The following is a 15,570-nucleotide window of genomic DNA, read 5'->3' as shown; positions in this document are numbered from 1 at the left end:
GCCGGAAGACCCGTCGGGCGAGGCGCTGATCCAGGGCTACCTCGACATGCTCGCCGCCGAGCGTGGGGCGGCGGCCAACACCGTGAGCGCTTACCGCCGCGACCTCATCGATTACCTCGCCGCCCTGGCACGGGACGGGCACGATCCCGTCCGCCTCGATGCCGGCCCCGTGCGGACCTACATGGCGGATCTGGAGACGCGGGGATTGTCCGCGGCGTCCGCCGCGCGGCGGCTGTCCTGCATCCGCGGCTTTCACCGGTTTCTCTACGCGGAAGGCTTCGCCGAAGGCGACCCGAGCGCGCCCGTGGCCGCACCCCGCAAGGGCCGGACGCTGCCCAAGGTGCTGTCGGTCTCCGAGGTCGATACCCTTCTGGCCACGGCCCGAAATCTGGCCGAGGCGGACGGGACGGGGCGGAGCCGGCGGATGCTGTGCCTCATCGAACTCCTGTACGCCACGGGCCTGCGCGTTTCCGAACTCATCGCCCTGCCGCGTGCGGCGGGATCGACGCGGGAACGCTACCTCGTGGTCAAGGGCAAGGGCGGGCGCGAGCGTCTGGTCCCACTGACCGACATGGCGCGGGGCGCCATGTGCGACCACCTTGCCCACCTGGCCCTCGGGGGCACGTGGTTGTTTCCCGCCGACAGCGAGAGCGGCCACCTCACCCGGCAGGCCTTCGCGCGCGACCTCAAGAATGTCGCCACCCTCGCCGGACTTCGTGCCGACCGGGTCAGCCCGCACGTCCTGCGCCACGCCTTCGCCAGTCACCTCCTGCAGAACGGCGCGGACCTGCGCATCGTGCAGGAACTCCTCGGGCACGCCGACATCGCCACGACCCAGATCTACACCCACGTCCTCGACGAGCGCCTGAAGGGGATGGTCCGCGACCTCCACCCCCTGTCGGACGCCGAGGACGTGGAGTGATCGCGAGGTTTGGCCAGCAGGCGGCTTGCCCCGGCGAGGACGCTCGCCCGGCTCAGGCCTCGGCGTCCTCGTGCAGGGTGTCCTCGATGTAGAGCTGGGCGAGCAGCACCTTGATCACCGCCATGAGGGGCAGGGCGAGCGCGATGCCCCACAGGCCGAACAGCACGCCGAGGATGAGCTGCCCGGCGAAGATGGTGGCGGGCGGGATGTCCAGCGCCCGCTTCTGGATGTACGGCGTCAGGCCGTAGCTCTCCAGGGTCTGCACGGCGAGGTAGACGCCGACGGCGCCGAGCAGAGCCGTGAGGCCCGAAGCCAGGGCCGCCAGCACGATCACCACGCCCGCGATGAGCGGCCCGATGGTCGGGATGAAGGCGAGGAGGCCGGCCTGGAGGCCGAGGATCAGCGCGCCCCCGATCCCGAGGAAGCTCAGGCCCACCCAGGTGCACAGGAAGATCACCGCCATGGTGATGAGCTGGCCGAACAGCCAGTGCCGTAGGGTCTCGCCCATGCCGTCGAGGAGGGCCCTGGCCCGTTCCCGGTGGCGGGGCGGCACGAAGCGCACGGCCCCGTCGCGGTAGGCCGCCGGATCGGCGGCGCACGAGAGGCCGAGGAACACGATGACCAGGACGTTGCCCAGGGCGCTGAACAGGGCGATCACCACACTGGCCGCGGGACCGAGGACGCTGCCGGCATCGGAGAGGATCGAGCCCGGACTCTCCATCGCACCCGAGGCGAGGCCGGCGAGGCCACCGGTCTTCTGGCCCTTCGGTTCGGTGGAATCCTTGTCGCCCTCAGGCGCGGCCTGTCCCTCCGGCGCCTTCTTGGGTGCGGAGAGGCCCGGCACGTCGATGCCGTAATCCTTGAGACGATCGCGCACGGTGCCGGCCTGCGAGGCCACGGTCTGACCGAGTTCGCGGCCCTGCTGCATCACCGTGGCGCCGCCGAACGCGATCATCGCCAGGCTCAAGCCCGCGAGCGCGAGACTGACGAGGCTGAGGCGCAGGCCGCGGCCGGCGGGCATTACCTTGCCGAGGAGCTGCGTGAGCCCATCGAGGAACACCCCGAGCAGGATGCCGGCGAAGACGAGGAACAGGGTCGAGACCGCACTCCAGGCCAGCGCCAGAAAGGCGGCGAACGCCACGATGGCGATGCCCGAGACGGCATGAGACCAGCCCCGCGGCTGCGGGCCGGCACCCTGGGGAGCCGCTTGGGAATCGGGCCTGAGGCTGGACATGGAAATCGGGTGAACTCCTTCGGATCGGGCGCAACCCGGCACATGCGGGGCCGGCGGGCACAAGGTCCATCCGTCGGGTTGCCTGTGGATGCTCAGAGCAGGCCGCGCGAAAGCGGGTTCCGGTTCTGCGACAAAAACCGGTTCAGGCCCATCGCGCGGCTGCGGCGTCGTCGGCCTGCGTCGCCTCGACCCAGACGCCGATTGCGCCGCCGACGAGGTGCTCGCGCTTCCAGAACGGCGCCTGCGTCTTGAGGTAGTCCATGAGAAAGCTCGCCGCCTCGAAGGCCGCGATCCGATGACCGGCGGCCGCCACCACGAGGACAATGCCGTCGCCCGGCGCCACGAGGCCGTGGCGGTGGATCACCCGAACCGCCTGGAGCGGCCAGCGGGCGCGGGCGGCCTCGACCACCCGGCCGATCTCCGCCTCGGCCATGCCGGGGTAATGTTCGAGTTCGAGGCCTGCGAGACGCCCGTCCTCGTCGCGGCACAGGCCGGTGAAGGTCACGATGGCCCCTGCCCGGCCGTGGAGGTCGCGCGTCAGAACCGCGATCTCGTGCGCTACGTCGAAGGGCTCGGCCTGGATGCTGACGTCGGGGATCTGTGCAGTCATGAAAGCTCGCTGCGGCATGACGGTTGATCGAGGCGCGGCGACAGGAGCTTGCTAAAGCCCGCGCGTCACGCGACCCGTGTCCCGAACGCTCTTATCCACCGCTTCGTAGCCGGGCATGTCCGCCCGGTCCCAAAGGACCTATATGCCCCTCGTCCCGGTCCGCGCCACCGGGCTTCGAAGGAGACCGTCCGCGTGACCCCCGACCTGATCCTGCCCCATGACGGGGTCCTCCCGGTCTTCTCCGCCCGTCCGGTCTGGTGCGGACGCGGCAGTACGGTGATCGGCACCGCCACCCTCGGGGCGCAGGCCTGGCTCGGGGACGACAGCGTGATTCGTGCCGACGGCCAGGTGGTGACCGTCGGTGAACGCTTCTGGCTCGGCCACCGCTCCACCGTCCACATCGCCACCAACACCTACGCGACCGTCGTCGGCGACCGGGTCACCGTGGGCCGCAATGCCGTGGTGCATGCCTGTACGGTCGGCTCGGACGTTGTGATCGAGGACGACGTCATCGTCCTCGACGGGGCCACGGTAGAGGACGGCGTGCTCATCGAGGCCGGCGCGACGGTGTTCCCGCGCGCGCATCTTGCGGCGGGGTTTGCCTATGCGGGGAGCCCGGCCAAGCCTCTCCGCCCCATCTCCCTGCCGGAGATCGCCGAACGGGCCGAGCGTCTGCGCGAGGCGTCCGGCGACCTTCCTCCTCTGCCCGAGGCCGACACCCCCGAGATCGAGGCGAGCGTGTTCGTCGCCCGCACGGCCCGCCTGCGCGGCCGCATTGCTCTGGGGGCTGGGTCGAGCGTGTTCTTCTCGTGCGATCTGCAGGCCGAGGGCGGTGCCATCGTGGTCGGCGCCGACACCAATATCCAGGACAACACGGTGATCCGTGCCCGATCCGAAGGCGTCGTCATCGGCCGCGACACCACCATCGGCCACAACGTGCGGCTCGCCGATTGCCGCATCGGCGCCCGTAGCCTGATCGGGATCGGCTGCGTCGTCGCGCCCGGCACCGTGGTGGCCGACGACGTGCTCCTGGCGGCCGGTGCCACCACCGAGCCGGGCCAATTGCTGGAGGGCGGCCACCTCTGGGGCGGCCGACCTGCCCGGGTTCTAGGCCCCCTCGACGAGGACAAGCGCGCGATGATGACCCGCGTCGTCGAGGGGTACCGCGAGCACGGGCGTGCGTATCGCCTGGCGCAGGACGCGATGCAGTAGGGCGGCTCGGACCAAATCCGTTCGATCCCTTCGGGATGGCGGATGCGGGCGTCGCGCGGGCCTTCCGATCCGGGCTCCGCTTTGATCGAGTGGAGCCGCTCTCAGAGCGCCGGGGCGATCGCGTCGGCGTCCGCCTCGTCCTCGTCGATCTCTGCGTCGCCTTCGACCTCGTGGCCGAGGGCGCCGGAGATTTCGGCGAGATTGCGCGCGGCCTTGCGCAGGAGCTTGCGCAAGCGGCGGCGCTCCTTGCCGTCGAACCCGGCGAGCAGCTCCGCTTCGACCTCGCCTCCGATCCGCTCGATGGCCTCGGCCTTGGCAAGCCCCATCTCGGTCAGCCGGACACGTACGATCCGCCCGTCGCCAGCCTCGGCCCGCCGCTCGACGAAGCCGAGGGCAGCGAGGCGCGAAATCGTCTTCGACGCCGTCGGCGGGCGCACCCGGAGGGTGGCGGCCAAGTCGCCCATGGTCATGGTGCCGGAGGCCGCGAGTGCCTGGACCACCTGCTCCTGGCCCGCGAACAGATCGAGGGCCGCCAGCCGGTCGCCGACCCGAGAACGGTGAAGTCGGGCCGCCTGGACCAGGGCCCAGCCGACACTCTTGGATCCAGGGACGCTCTTGGATCCAGGGACGCTTTTGGACCCGGGCGCGGTCTTTTCGGGGCCGTTCTTCGAACCCGGCGGGCGGATGCGCTTGTCCGACTTGCTCATGGTCCGCTCGGTAGCCTTGGGGAGGTGAAGGGAAGGAGAGAGGCCGGAGGGGGATGGCGCGCGGCCCAGGACCGCCTCCGTCGCCGGTCGCTCGTCAGCCGCCTGCATTGCCGCGTCCTCTTCACATCATAGCGCGCAATCGGCGGTCGGGCGCCGGGGTTTCCAGACGCGTCCACCGCCGAACCGGCATCTGCCAGGGGAGTCGTGACGCCGATGTGACACGAGCCACGGTTTCCGCCCGCGTCCGCCTTGCCTGGACGGGTAAGCCCCCCTCGACTAATCGTGGGCCGCGGAACGAGGGCGGACGCGGGAAACCATGAAGGCAGTGATCCTCGCGGGCGGTCTCGGGACGCGCCTGTCGGAAGAGACCGTGACGCGGCCCAAACCCATGCTGGAGATCGGCGGACGCCCGATCCTGTGGCACATCATGCAGATCTTCGCCGCCCACGGCGTGCGCGAGTTCGTGATCTGCCTCGGCTACAAGGGCTACGTCATCAAGGAGTTCTTCCTGAACTACCGCCTGCATCTCTCCGACGTCACCATCGATGTCGGGGCGGGCCATGTCGATTTCCACCGCAGCGCCGCCGAGGACTGGCGCGTCTCCCTCATCGAGACCGGCGAGACCACCATGACGGGCGGGCGCCTCAAGCGGGTGCGCGAGTATCTGGGCGACGACGACTTCTTCATGACCTACGGCGACGGCGTCGCCGATGTCGACCTCACGGCGCTCGTCGCCTTCCACAAGTCCCATGGGCGTCTGGCCACCCTCACGGCGGTGACGCCACCGGGCCGCTTCGGCGCCCTCGAACTCGACGATGGTGTGGTTCGGAGTTTTCGCGAAAAGCCGGCGGGCGACGGGGCGACCATCAACGGCGGCTTCTTCGTGCTGTCGCCGCGCGTCCTCGATCACATCGCCGGTGATTCCACCGTCTGGGAGGCAGAGCCCCTGGAGCGCCTCGCCCATGACGGGCAACTCTCGGCCTATGTCCACACGGGCTTCTGGCAGGCGATGGACACCCTGCGCGACAAGAACCACCTCGAGGCCCTCTGGGCCGGGGGCCACGCGCCGTGGAAGTGCTGGTAGGCGCGAACTGACACCGGCGCCGTCCCGGTGTAGGGAGGCGCGATCCGGAGACACGACGGCTTGCAGACTCCTATCCATACGCCGCCGAACGCGGGCGCCCGCAACCCCGACCCCGCCTTCTGGGCCGGACGCTCGGTGCTCGTCACCGGGCACACGGGCTTCAAGGGCGCATGGCTGAGCCTGTGGCTCGAGCGCCTCGGCGCGCGGGTGAGCGGCCTCGCCCTGCCGCCCGAGACGAGCCCGAACCTGTTCGACCTCGCGGGCCTCTCCGGGCGGATGGATTCCCGGCTCGGCGACATCCGGTCCGCCGACACCGCGCGCGACGCCCTCGCGGCCACGCGCCCCGAGATCGTGATCCACATGGCCGCCCAGGCGCTGGTGCGTCCGTCCTACCGCGATCCCCTCGCCACCTACGCCACCAACGTGATGGGCACCGCCCACGTGCTGGAGGCGGTGCGTGCCACTCCGTCCGTGCGCGCCGTGGTGATGGTGACGAGCGACAAAGCCTACGCCAACCGCGAATGGCCCTATGGCTACCGCGAGACCGAGGCGCTCGGCGGCCACGACCCCTACAGCAGCTCCAAGGCCTGCGCCGAGCTGGTCACGAGCGCCTACCGCGCCTCGTTCCTCGCCGAGCGGGATTGCCGCGTGGCGACCGCCCGGGCCGGCAACGTCATCGGCGGCGGCGACTGGTCCGAGGACCGGTTGATCCCCGACATCGTGCAGGCCTTCCTGGAAGGCCGCTCCGTCGAGATCCGCGCGCCCCACGCCACCCGGCCGTGGCAGCACGTCCTCGAACCCCTGAGCGGCTACCTGCGCCTCGCCGAAGCCCTGTGCGCGCAAGACGGCGCGGCCGTCGCCGAGGCCTGGAATTTCGGCCCGGCCGACGAGGATTGCCGCCCTGTGTCGTCCATCGTCGAGACCCTGGCGCGGGAATGGGGCGAGGGCGCCGCGTGGCATCTCTCGGAAGAGACCCACCCGCACGAGGCGACCTTCCTCAAGGTCGATGCCTCCAAGGCACGCGCCTATCTCGGATGGGACCGGCGCCTGCGCCTCGACGCGGCGCTCGCCTGGACCACGGCCTGGCACCGGGCCCAGGCGCAGGGGGCTTCGGCCCTCGACCTCACCCTGGCGCAGATCGGCGCCTACGAGACCCTGGGAGCGTGAGCACCGTGACCCGACCCGCCTGCCGCGCCTGCGGCGCGCCTCTCTCCCGCACCGTAGCCGATCTCGGCCTGTCGCCGCTGGCCAACGCCTACGTGCCGGCAGACCGTGCCGGAAGGGGCGAGATGTTCCACCCGCTCCACGCCTTCGTGTGCGACGTCTGCTTCCTCGTGCAGCTCGAAGCGTTCGAGACGCCGGAGGCGATTTTCTCGGATTACGCCTACTTCTCGGGCTTTTCCGCGGGCTGGCTGGCCCATGCCGAGGCCTATGTCGCTCGCATGCAGGCGCGCTTCGGCCTCGGACCCGACAGCAAGGTCGTGGAGGTGGCGAGCAACGACGGCTACCTCCTCCAATACGCCGTCGCGCGCGGCATCCCAGCGCTCGGCGTCGAGCCGGCGGCCAATGTAGCCAAGGTCGCCGTCTCGCGCGGCGTGCCGACCGAGGTCGCGTTCTTCGGCGCCGAGACCGCCCGGCGCCTCGTGGCGCAGGGTCATTCCGCCGATCTCACGGCGGCCAACAACGTTCTCGCCCACGTGCCCGACATCCACGATTTCGTGGAGGGGTTCCGCATCCTGCTGAAAGCGGAGGGCGCCGGCACCTTCGAGTTCCCGCACCTCCTGCGGATGATCGAGGAGCGCCAGTTCGACACCATCTACCACGAGCACTTTTCGTACCTCTCCCTCGGCGTCGTCTCGGGCATCCTGGAGCGACACGGCCTGCGGGTGTTCGACGTCGAGGAACTGCCGACCCATGGCGGCTCCCTCAGGGTGTTCTTCTGCCATGCCGGGGCCGGCCACCCCACGAGCCCGGCGGTGGACCGGGTGCGGGCGGCCGAGCGCGACGGGGGCCTGTTCGCGCCGGATGGCTACGCGGCCTTCGCGGAGGACGTGGTGGCCATCAAATGCGCGACGCTCACATTCCTGGCGGATCTGCGCCTGAAGGGCGCGAAGGTCTGCGCCTACGGGGCGGCGGCCAAGGGCAACACCTTCCTCAACTACTGCGGCATCGGCCCCGAACTCGTGGCAGCGGTGGCCGACCGGTCCCCGCACAAGCAGGGCACCCTGCTGCCCGGCAGCCGGATTCCCGTGGTCTCGCCGGAAGACCTGCTGGCGCTACGGCCGGACTACGTCCTGATCTTGCCCTGGAACCTCACGGACGAGATCGCCCGCGAGATGGCCGCCATCCGCGATTGGGGCGGCCGCTTCGTCACGGCGATCCCGCGCCTGACCGTGACCTGACGCCATGCGGTTCGAGGAAACGCCGCTGGCCGGGGCCTACCGCGTGTGGCCCGAACCCATCGCCGACGATCGCGGGTTCTTCGCCCGCACCACCTGCACGGACGAGTTCGCCGCCCGGGGTCTCGTGGGGGGCTTCGCGCAGTCGAGCGTGTCGTTCAACGCCCGGCGCGGCACCGTCCGGGGGATGCACTTCTCGGTTCCGCCCCACGCCGAGACCAAGCTCGTACGCTGCACGGGGGGCGCCATCCGCGATGTCATCGTCGATCTGCGGCAGGATTCTCCGAGCTATCTCAAGAGCTTCGCCGCCGATTTGACGGCGGGCAACCGTTGCGCCCTCTACATCCCGGCCGGCTTCGCCCACGGTTTCCAGTCCCTGACCGACGCGGCCGAGGTGCTCTACATGATCGACCGCGCCTACGTCGCCGGAAGCGCCCGAGGCCTGCGCTGGAACGACCCGGCCCTCGACGTGACCTGGCCCGAGCCCGTCACGGTGATCGCCGAGCGCGATCTCGCCTATCCGGACTGGAGCGCGTGAAGGTCCTCGTCACCGGCGCGTCCGGTTTCGTCGGGCGGCACGCGCTGCCGGCCCTGGCGGCGCGCGGGTTCGAGGTCCACGCCGTGGCGCGCAGTCCCATTCCGGGGGCCGTGGTTCATGCGGCCGACCTGCTCGACGCGGCCGAGCGGCGGGCCCTCCTCGCCGACGTGGCGCCGAGCCACTTCCTGCATCTGGCCTGGGACGCCGAACCCGGTCGATACTGGACGTCGCCGAGCAACCTCGACTGGGTCGCAGCCAGCCTCGACCTCGCCCGAAGCTTTCACGACATTGGCGGGCGTCGCTTCGTCGGCGTCGGCACCTGCGCCGAGTACACCTGGGGCGATCCCCGCTTCGACGAGGCGACGAGCCCTTGCCGCCCCGCGACCCTCTACGGGGCCGCCAAGGATGGGACCCGGAGAATACTCGCGGCCTACGCCGAGAGCGTCGGTCTGTCCTTCGCGTGGGGGCGCCTGTTCTACCTCTACGGTCCCGGCGAGCGGCGCGGCCGCCTCGTCTCCGACGCCGCCCACGCCCTCCTGACGGGTGCAGAGTTCCCCACCTCGCCGGGCCACCAGCGCCGTGATTTCCTGCATGTCGTTGATGCGGCGGGCGCTTTGGCCGCGCTCCTCGACGGTCCGGTGACGGGGGCCGTCAATATCGGCTCGGGGGAAGCCGTCCCGGTGCGGACCCTTCTCGATGGTCTGGCCACACGCACCGGCCGGTTCGATCTCGTGCGTTACGGGGCCCGGACGCTGGGTCCGTCCGAGCCGGCCGCGATCGAAGCCGCCGTTGCGCGCCTTTCCGGAGAGGTCGGGTTCCGGCCGCGCTTCACCCTGGAGACCGGCCTCGACGACACCCTGAGTTGGTGGCGGAACCGTCTCGGGGCAGCCGGCTCAGCAGGGGAGTAACCCCTTGAGCTGACTGAGGATGTCTTCGCCGGTGCACGGGCGGGCGATGAAGCGGGCGCCCGGCGGCATCCGCTCGGGGTCCGGCGCGGCCCGTCCCGAGACGATGACGATGGGCAGTTGCGGACGCGCTGCCGCGACCGCGTTGGCAAGCTCGAACCCGTTGGTTTTTCCCGACAATTCCACGTCGGTGACCAGGCCGCAGATGTCGGGCCGGGCCTTGAGGATGCCGAGCGCCCGCTCGGCGGAGGCGCATTGCACCGTCTCGTAGCCACCGTTCTCCAGGACGTCGCCGAGGTCCATGATGGTCAGCGCCTCGTCCTCGACCAGAAGGATCACCGGCCGATCGTCGCCTGGGCCCGTTGTCTCATCCACCACGATGCACCCTCCGCCCGTTCCATGGGATGCGGCCCGTAACGTTCCACGGGGTCGTGCGCCGCTCCCGACTCTGGTCCAACGAGAAAGCGCGCCGGGAGTTGCAGCGCTCAGGTCCGTGTCACGTCGCACACCACCGCGACGACCGCCTCGACGAGCCGGTCGAGGTCGGTCGAATCGATGGTGAGAGCCGGGGTGAGGTAGACGATGTCGCCGAACGGGCGGACCCAGACGCCGCGCGCGAGGAGGCGCCGCTTCAGGTCGGCGAGGTCCGGCACCTGCGTCCACTGCACCGCCCCGATGGCCCCGAGTACCCGGACGTCGGCGAGGCCGGGTCGGCCGCGCAAGGGGGCGAGGCCCGCCGCCAGGCGCGCCCCGATGGTCCGGACCTGGGCGAGGCGGGGTTCGGTCTCGAACAGGTCGAGGCTGGCATTGGCGGCCGCGCAGGCGAGGGGGTTCGCCATGAAGGTCGGCCCGTGCATGAGGGCGGCGGCGGGGTCGTCGGAGAGGAAGGCCTCGAACACCGCGCCCGTCGCCACCGTGGCGGCGAGCGGCAGGGTGCCGCCGGTGAGCGCCTTCGACAGGCACAGGATGTCGGGCACGAGGCCGGCCTGCTCGCAGGCGAACAGGGTGCCGGTGCGGGCGAAGCCGGTGAAGATCTCGTCGACGATGAGGGGCAGGCCGTGGGCCCGAGCGAGGCGCGCCACCTCGGCCAGCACGTCGGGGGCGTGCATCCGCATGCCGCCGGCGCCCTGGACCAGGGGCTCGACGATCACCGCCGCGAGGGTTTCGCGGTGTCGGGCGAGGCAGACGTCGAGGGCCGCGATCCGTTCGGCATCGGTCGGGAGGTCACAGAAGATCTGCTCCGGCAGGTAGGCGCCGAAGCGCCGGTGCATGCCGTCTTCGGGGTCGCACACCGACATCGCCCCCATCGTGTCGCCGTGGTAGCCGCCCCGGAAGGCGAGGAAGCGGGTGCGCCCCTCCACCCCCCGGTTGAGCCACATCTGGGCGGCCATCTTCAGGGCGACCTCGACGGCCACCGACCCGGAATCGGTGAAGAACACGTGGTCGAGGTCGCCCGGCAGCAGGGCGGCGAGGCGGGCGGCGAGGCGCTCGGCCGGCGCGTGGGTGAGGCCGCCGAACATCACGTGCGGCATCGCCTCCAGCTGGGCGGCGACGGCGGCGCGGATGTGGGGATGGTTGTAGCCGTGCGCCGCGGTCCACCACGAGGCGATGCCGTCCACGAGTTCGCGCCCGTCGGCGAGCACGATGCGGGTCCCGTGGGTTCGCACCGCCTCCAGGGGCGGCGCCGCCGTCTTCATCTGCGTGTAGGGCCGCCAGAGGTGGTCGCGCCGGGGTTCGCTCATGCGGCTTCGATGGAAGCCGGACGCGCTCGGGTCAAGGTGGTGCGTTCGCGCCCGATCCTGCCACGACCCTGCCGGCACGGCTCCGGCGGCACCGGCCCTCCGACGGTCCACCGGCGGATCTGTCGGGACCGGGTGTACCTGTCGGGACCGGGGGTGCGCCGGCGCCTCAGACGGGGCGTACGGCGCGCAGGACGAAGCCGCTCCTCGGGCGCGCCGGAATGTAGGCGAGGTCGATCCCGAGATCCTGGGGCGGGACCTCGTAGCGCATCGACGTCGCCAGCAGGCCGGCCGCCGTGATCAGCAGGGTCTGGGTGATGCCCTCGCCGGGGCACCGGTGTCCGTCCATCGCCGCGCCGCCGCCATGGGAGATCAGGTCGAACGGATCGAGGGCTTCGGTGCCGAAACGGTCCGGATCGAAGCGCTCCGGCGTCGGCCATCGGCTCGAGTCGTGATTGGTGCCGTAGAGGTCCATGAGAGCCCAGTCGCCGACTTCGAACGCATGGTCTCGCCAGGCGAAGGGCTCGCGGACCCGCCCGCCGATGAACGGGATGAACGGAAAGGCGCGCCGCACTTCCCAGGCGAAACGCTGGCGCGTGCCCGCGTCCGCGTCGGCGAGTGCCGCGACCCAGTGCGGGTTCTCGTGGAGCGCCAGGGCGGCGAACACCACGTAGCGCGCGTTCGCGACCGTCGGGCGCAGCAGGTTGATGAGTTCGACGCCGGCCGTCCTGACGTCGAGACGACGCCCATCGGCGTCGCGGTGGGTCGCGACGGTCCGGGCGGCGCCCGGGGGCACGTCGCGGCGACCGCTCCGGATGTCTTCGATCATGCGCCGGGCCCAGCGCTCGGTGCGGGCGCGAAGGAGATGCCCCCGCCAGTTGCGCGGTCCGATCGCCCCCGTGCCGGCGACCATGGCGGCGAACTCGGCCGCCCGTGCCTCGATCTCGTCCGGGGGCAGGGCGAGGCCCACCCACGCGCACACCGTGGCCGTGATGACGCGGTGCGCCTCGTCGAGGAGCACCACGCTGTCCATCGTCGCCCAGCGCAGCACGGCCCGGCGCCAATGCTCGGCAAGCAGGTCGGAGAAGCGCCGGAGGGCGTCCGGCCCGACGAGCGACAGGAACATCTCCTTGCGGTGGCGATGGGCGTCGCCGTCGAGGACCATCACGCTCCCATGGTCCTGGATCAGCGCGAAGGTGGTCGGCGGCAGCGCGTGTCGTCGGGTGAAGCGATCGCCGTCGTAGAAGTGCGACGCCGCCTCCCGGCCGGACATGCAGATCACGGGACTCAACATGAGCCGGGCCGCGAACACATCCGATCCGTACCGTCGGCAACGGTTCGGGATGAAGGCATAGCCTTCGGAGAGAAGCGACAGCGTACTGTCCGGTGCCCGGTCCCGGGGAATCGCGGAGCCGTTCAGCCGCTTGGTCTTCATGGGGGATCCACTCGTGTGGCTGATACAGGTCATGTCCTGGCACCGACTGCCGGCACCGACGCCGAGCGCGCGGGGTCAGCCCGTTCGGTCCTCGTCGTCCTCCTCCGGGACGATGTCGCCGAACGGCACCATCAGAACCCGCCGCGCCCGCTCGTCCTCGATCTCGAACGAGCAGGCGAACCAGTCGCGCACCGCGAAGGAGGGGGACCCGGCGACCAGGTCGCGGGCGCATTGCAGGGCGTGCCGGCGGGCCGCCTCGTCGTCGGCGAGCTCATCGCCCTCGGGGTCGACGGCCAGTTTTTCGGTCCCGCGCCCGTACCGGAGGTGGAAGAAGTAGCGCGGCATCTCAGGCCCCCTCGATCAGGCGGGCATACTCGGCCTCGGGCGTGCCATAGCCGCCATCCGCCATCTCCTCCAGGAGTTCGCGGTTCACCACGGTGATGCTCCCGCGTCTGGCTCGGATGCGGCCGGCCCCTTCGAGCTGCTGCATCGCCAGGGTCACGCCCGAGCGTCGCACGCCGAGCATCATCGACAGGAAATCGTGCTTGAGCAGGATCTCGTCGCCGTCCACCCGGTCGTGGCACATCAGCAGCCAGCGCGCGAGGCGCGCTTCGATCTCGTGGGTGGCGTTGATGAAGGCCGTCTGCCGCACCTGGATCATCTCGGTCAGAACGTAGCGCAGGAGCAGCTTGCGCAGTGTCGGGCTCTCCTCCACCGCGGCGGTGAGGGCATCGGTTCGGATTTGCAGGGCACTGCCCGGCATCTGGATGAAGTGGTTGTGCGGGATCCGATCGGAGCCGAGCAGCACCGGGGTGATGCCCACCGCACCCTCCCGCCCGATGATCCCGACTTCGACCCGGCCGTTGGCCCCCTCGGCGGTGATGGACGCGATGCCGGTCTCGATGAAATGGATGTGTTCGGTCCGCGCGTTCGGAGCGAGCAGGATCTGTCCCGTCAGGAGATCCACCGGCTCCAGGTGCGGTCGGAGGCGGGCGAAATCCTCGGGCGGCATGACCTTCAGCAGGCGATTGTGGGCATCGCAGTGTCGACCGTGAGTCATGAGCCCTCGTCTCCACCTCGGAGCAAGAGCGCGCGCTGTCCCCCAAGCGCCCACGCTCTGATCCGTATGCGGACGATGGGAAGAAGATAGGATCGTCTCCGACAAGTGACAATACGGATTTTTGGAGAATAAAAACTAATTAACATAGGTTATTGACGGATAAATCTAGGTTAGTCCTAGATGTTGTGGTGGTTCGATAGCGCACCGGACGTGAGAGTAGACTTTCGTGCGGCATAAAAGCTGCCTATAGCTGGGGCATCCAGCCTTGCCCGCGCCCGTGGCGGTCAAGTGCCACAAATTCTGGAGCCTTGAATGCATCTCACCGCCCAGCAGCCCCTCGTGCTGCTTGCCGAAGCCAACGCCCTGGTCGGCGTGGACCTCGGCGACGCTTTGGTGCAGGCGGGCTACCGTGTGATCGGTCCCTACGCGACGGCCCTCGACGCCTTGGATGCCCTGGAGCGCGAAAGTCCCGTCCTCGCCGTCGTGGACGTCGAACTCAAGGACGGCGTCTGCACCGCCCTCGGGCAGGAGTTGCGCCACCGTGGCATTCCCTGCCTCGTCCACTCGAGCCTGCTGCCGAACGAGCCCCAGGCCATCGGCTTTCAGGGCGTTCCCTGGATCTGCAAGCCGGCGTTCCCGGAGGATCTGATCGCCCTCCTGAACGAGTTGGCGTTCCTGCCGCCTCCGTCGGCGCGGATCGAGGCCCTGCCCGTCGGGTTCGCCCGGCCGGCGGAGACAAGGGGCAATCCCCTCGTGCGCAAGCTCGAGGGCTTCGTCGCGCTCTCGGAGGCGGACCGGGCGATCCTGGAACGGATCAGCGCCGCTCCGCGCATCGTCGGACCGCGGACGGACCTGATCCGGGAAGGCGATACCCCCAGGGGCGTGTTCCTGATCATGGACGGCATGGCCTGCCGCTACAAACGGCGCAGGGACGGGGCGCGCCAGATTCTGGCCTACCTGCTCCCGGGAGATTTCTGCGACCTGGACGCGGCGCTCCTGAGCGCGATGGATCACACCATCAGCACCCTGTCCGGGTGCCGGGTGGTTCATATCGCGCCGGACCTCATCGCCGAGCTGATGCGCAACCATCCGCAACTCGCGCGGGCGATGCGCATGACGACCCTCGTGGACGAGGCGACCCTGCGCGAATGGCTGTTGAACGTCGGCCGCCGGTCCGCCCTGGAGCGGCTGGCGCACCTGTTCTGCGAGCTCTACCTGCGCATGAAAGTGGTCGGGTTCGTCCATGACGAAAGTTACGGTCTGCCGATTACGCAGTCGGAGCTGGCCGACACCGCCGGCATCACGATCGTTCACGCCAATCGCAGCTTGCAGGAACTCCGCCGGCGCGGCCTCATCGAAATGAGGGGTCGGTCCCTGAAGATCCTGAACTTCGATCGGTTGAAGCAGCTTGCGGAGTTCCGGTCCGCGTACCTGCACCTGGACGGTCGTGCCGCCGCATGAGTCTCCTCTTCCAGCCCGTGCAGGTTGCGACGGGGAGTTCCGACAGCGAGAGCCGCCTCGTCTTCGACGACGGTTTCCTCGTCGCGATCCTGGTGCAGCTGTGCGCGCAGCATGGCGATCAGGCGGGCCGGTGGTTCCTGGAGGCCGGTTTCGGTCGCGTCGAGCATGCGAACCCGCCCACCTTCGCCGATCTCGACGTGGCGCAGGACTGGATCGAACGGCAACTCGCCAGTGCCGAGGACGTCTGATCCCGACGCCACGGCC

At 70.0% G+C, this 15,570-nt stretch carries 17 protein-coding genes; 9 read left to right on the top strand and 8 right to left on the bottom strand.

Features of this window, described 5'->3' with window-relative positions; all coding sequences use genetic code 11:
* Positions 1–25 precede the first annotated feature (25 nt).
* Positions 26–922 carry a site-specific tyrosine recombinase XerD gene (locus ASG60_RS14510; RefSeq protein WP_056386708.1) on the top strand — a complete coding sequence of 299 codons (897 nt, stop codon included), beginning with the start codon at positions 26–28 and terminating at the stop codon, positions 920–922.
* A gap of 52 nt (positions 923–974) precedes the next feature.
* Here ASG60_RS14510 and ASG60_RS14505 read toward each other — a convergent pair whose 3' ends face one another.
* Both ASG60_RS14505 and ASG60_RS14500 read right to left on the bottom strand, forming a co-directional pair.
* Complete coding sequence (locus ASG60_RS14505; protein ID WP_056386337.1) at positions 975–2,156, bottom strand: AI-2E family transporter; 1,182 nt, start codon at positions 2,154–2,156, stop codon at positions 975–977.
* A gap of 142 nt (positions 2,157–2,298) precedes the next feature.
* Positions 2,299–2,766, bottom strand: a complete 468-nt coding sequence (locus ASG60_RS14500; protein WP_056386707.1) for a molybdenum cofactor biosynthesis protein MoaE — start codon at positions 2,764–2,766, stop codon at positions 2,299–2,301.
* A 192-nt stretch (positions 2,767–2,958) separates the two neighbouring features.
* Here ASG60_RS14500 and ASG60_RS14495 point away from each other — a divergent pair, with 192 nt between their 5' ends.
* Positions 2,959–3,978 carry a gamma carbonic anhydrase family protein gene (locus ASG60_RS14495; protein WP_056268125.1) on the top strand — a complete coding sequence of 340 codons (1,020 nt, stop codon included), beginning with the start codon at positions 2,959–2,961 and terminating at the stop codon, positions 3,976–3,978.
* Between the two features lie 101 nt (positions 3,979–4,079).
* On the opposite strand, the gene ASG60_RS14490 is transcribed toward ASG60_RS14495, so the two are convergent.
* The gene (locus ASG60_RS14490; RefSeq protein ID WP_056386335.1) at positions 4,080–4,685 is read right to left on the bottom strand and encodes a MarR family winged helix-turn-helix transcriptional regulator; all 606 of its coding nucleotides are present in this window, start codon (positions 4,683–4,685) and stop codon (positions 4,080–4,082) included.
* 316 nt (positions 4,686–5,001) lie between these two features.
* Between ASG60_RS14490 and rfbF the strand changes: the two genes are divergently transcribed.
* The 5 genes from rfbF to ASG60_RS14465 are packed head-to-tail and all read left to right on the top strand — an operon-like array spanning position 5,002 to position 9,614.
* Positions 5,002–5,769: a glucose-1-phosphate cytidylyltransferase gene (gene rfbF / locus ASG60_RS14485; protein ID WP_056386333.1), complete on the top strand. Its 768-nt coding sequence runs from the start codon at positions 5,002–5,004 to the stop codon at positions 5,767–5,769.
* Positions 5,770–5,829: 60 nt separating this feature from the next.
* Positions 5,830–6,936: a CDP-glucose 4,6-dehydratase gene (rfbG, locus tag ASG60_RS14480; protein ID WP_244476681.1), complete on the top strand. Its 1,107-nt coding sequence runs from the start codon at positions 5,830–5,832 to the stop codon at positions 6,934–6,936.
* A 5-nt stretch (positions 6,937–6,941) separates the two neighbouring features.
* A complete protein-coding gene (locus tag ASG60_RS14475) occupies positions 6,942–8,171 on the top strand; it encodes a class I SAM-dependent methyltransferase (RefSeq protein ID WP_056386703.1) in 1,230 nt (409 codons plus the stop codon).
* A gap of 4 nt (positions 8,172–8,175) precedes the next feature.
* Positions 8,176–8,706 carry a dTDP-4-dehydrorhamnose 3,5-epimerase family protein gene (locus tag ASG60_RS14470; protein WP_056386331.1) on the top strand — a complete coding sequence of 177 codons (531 nt, stop codon included), beginning with the start codon at positions 8,176–8,178 and terminating at the stop codon, positions 8,704–8,706.
* Positions 8,703–9,614, top strand: a complete 912-nt coding sequence (locus tag ASG60_RS14465; RefSeq protein ID WP_056386329.1) for an NAD(P)-dependent oxidoreductase — start codon at positions 8,703–8,705, stop codon at positions 9,612–9,614. The genes ASG60_RS14470 and ASG60_RS14465 overlap by 4 nt, the downstream gene beginning before the upstream one ends.
* Here the strand turns inward: ASG60_RS14465 and ASG60_RS14460 are convergent.
* From ASG60_RS14460 to ASG60_RS14440, 5 genes are all read right to left on the bottom strand, one after another.
* Positions 9,600–9,992: a response regulator gene (locus ASG60_RS14460; protein ID WP_056177015.1), complete on the bottom strand. Its 393-nt coding sequence runs from the start codon at positions 9,990–9,992 to the stop codon at positions 9,600–9,602. The two genes, ASG60_RS14465 and ASG60_RS14460, sit on opposite strands and share 15 nt — an antisense overlap.
* Positions 9,993–10,096: 104 nt before the next feature.
* Positions 10,097–11,353, bottom strand: coding sequence for an adenosylmethionine--8-amino-7-oxononanoate transaminase (locus tag ASG60_RS14455; RefSeq protein ID WP_056386327.1), 1,257 nt, complete (start codon positions 11,351–11,353; stop codon positions 10,097–10,099).
* A gap of 166 nt (positions 11,354–11,519) precedes the next feature.
* Positions 11,520–12,785, bottom strand: coding sequence for a cytochrome P450 (locus ASG60_RS14450; RefSeq protein ID WP_056386325.1), 1,266 nt, complete (start codon positions 12,783–12,785; stop codon positions 11,520–11,522).
* Positions 12,786–12,860: 75 nt separating this feature from the next.
* Positions 12,861–13,130 carry a hypothetical protein gene (locus tag ASG60_RS14445; RefSeq protein WP_056176802.1) on the bottom strand — a complete coding sequence of 90 codons (270 nt, stop codon included), beginning with the start codon at positions 13,128–13,130 and terminating at the stop codon, positions 12,861–12,863.
* Between the two features lies 1 nt (position 13,131).
* Entirely contained in the window at positions 13,132–13,845 is a 714-nt protein-coding gene (locus ASG60_RS14440) for a Crp/Fnr family transcriptional regulator (protein ID WP_056386323.1), read from the bottom strand.
* Positions 13,846–14,157: 312 nt separating this feature from the next.
* Between ASG60_RS14440 and ASG60_RS14435 the strand changes: the two genes are divergently transcribed.
* Both ASG60_RS14435 and ASG60_RS14430 read left to right on the top strand, forming a co-directional pair.
* Positions 14,158–15,306, top strand: coding sequence for a helix-turn-helix domain-containing protein (locus ASG60_RS14435; RefSeq protein WP_056386321.1), 1,149 nt, complete (start codon positions 14,158–14,160; stop codon positions 15,304–15,306).
* On the top strand, positions 15,303–15,554 hold the full coding sequence (locus ASG60_RS14430) for a hypothetical protein (protein ID WP_056268145.1): 252 nt from the start codon (positions 15,303–15,305) through the stop codon (positions 15,552–15,554). Before ASG60_RS14435 ends, ASG60_RS14430 begins: the two co-directional genes overlap by 4 nt.
* The last annotated feature ends 16 nt before the right edge of the window (positions 15,555–15,570 follow it).

The sequence above is a fragment of the Methylobacterium sp. Leaf469 genome (assembly GCF_001424745.1).
Classification (GTDB): Bacteria; Pseudomonadota; Alphaproteobacteria; order Rhizobiales; family Beijerinckiaceae; genus Methylobacterium.
The sequence above is the reverse complement of the archived record's forward strand: the minus strand, read 5'-3'. Positions and strand labels throughout refer to the sequence as shown.